Consider the following 1,484-nt stretch of genomic DNA (forward strand, 5'->3'; position numbering starts at 1 on the left):
CACCCGCCACACGGCGCGCCTGCGCGAGCGTCTGGCGCACGCCACCGACGCCGCCTGCCACCAGCTGCAGCAACTGGGGGCAGAGTTGTTCTGCGCGCCTCAGCAATCCATGTACCTGTGGGCCAGATTTCCCGCCTTTACGGATGCCCGGCCACTGGCGCAGGCCTTGATGGCGCATCACGTGGTGCTGGCTCCTGGCAGCATCTTCCATGTCGACCCGGAACACAGCGTGCCGTGGTCCCGCTTCAATGTCGGACAGCTGTCGGACCCGCGATTTGCCGCCGCCATGGCCAGGTTGCTGGATCAACAAGCTTGAATTCCCGCATGCTGGGGCAATGCAGGCATGGTTTCCGCGCCCTCGGGAAGAGAACCGCCATTGCCCGTCTGTTCCGGGCTTATTTGTCTTGTTCCACTTGCCCTCGCGTGCCATAGTGACGAACCACGACAGTCGCCGACTGTCGTGGTGACAACAATAATCAAGATGACATTGCGGAGTCCTCGCCCGGAGGCTTCGCTAGGGACGGAAAAGACATGAATATCCTTGGCAACATGAATATCGGCAAGCGCCTGACCTTGGGCTTTGCCGTGATCCTCGCGTTTTCCGCCATCGTGGCGGGTATCAGCCTGTGGCGACTGGAGCAGGTGTCGACGGCCACGCGCGAGATGATGAACGATCCGCTCAAGACTGAACGCCTCATGGGCGACTGGTATACCAACCTGACCGCCGGCATTCGCCGCACCCTGGCCATCGCCAAGAGCAGTGATCCGTCGCTGGCAGCGTATTTCGCGGAGGAAGCCGCGGCCTCCACCAAGAGTTCCTCGGAGTACCAGAAGCAGGTCGAGGGCTTGCTGGTCACCCCCGAAGAAAAGGCGCTGTTCCAGAAGATCGGCGAGCAGCGCAAGGTGTACCTGTCGTCGCGTGACCAGATCGTCAAACTGAAGGCGGCAGGCAACGTGGAAGAAGCCATGCGCCTGCTGGACACCGTCTTCGTGCCCGCCGCCGCGACCTACCAGAAACTGATGCGCGAGATGGTCGACATCCAGCGCAAGGATATCGACGATACCGCCAAGGAAATCGACAACATCGCTGCCCAGAGCCGCATCCTGATCATGGTGCTGGAGGGTCTGATCCTGTTGCTGGGCATCGTGCTGGCGCGCACCCTGACGCTGGGCATCACCAAGCCGCTGCAGACGGCGGTGGTGGTGTCGCGCAAGGTGGCCGAGGGCGACCTGGCGACCCAGGTGCAGGTGACCTCGCGCGACGAGACCGGCCAGCTGCTGCAATCGCTCAAGGACATGAATGACAGCCTGCGCGGCATCGTCGCCAATGTGCGCACCGGCACCGATACCATCAGCACGGCCTCGGCCGAGATCGCGGCCGGCAACCTCGACCTGTCCGGGCGCACCGAACAGCAGGCCAGTTCACTGGAAGAAACTGCCTCGGCGATGGAAGAACTGATCTCCACCGTGCGCCAGAACGCCGA

The 1,484-nt window shown here is 62.7% G+C and carries 2 protein-coding genes; both read left to right on the plus strand.

Translation table 11 applies throughout. The annotated features are described in order from the left end of the window. A partial coding sequence (locus tag B3873_RS16175) for an aminotransferase class I/II-fold pyridoxal phosphate-dependent enzyme (protein WP_286867296.1) occupies positions 1 to 316 on the plus strand: 316 nt, incomplete at its 5' end. 215 nt (positions 317 to 531) lie between these two features. Then, the coding region (locus tag B3873_RS16180; RefSeq protein WP_286867297.1) for an MCP four helix bundle domain-containing protein at positions 532 to 1,484 on the plus strand (953 nt) is incomplete at its 3' end.

The sequence above is a fragment of the Herbaspirillum sp. UBA812 genome (assembly GCF_002296545.1).
GTDB classification, from domain to species: Bacteria; Pseudomonadota; Gammaproteobacteria; order Burkholderiales; family Burkholderiaceae_D; genus Herbaspirillum; species Herbaspirillum huttiense.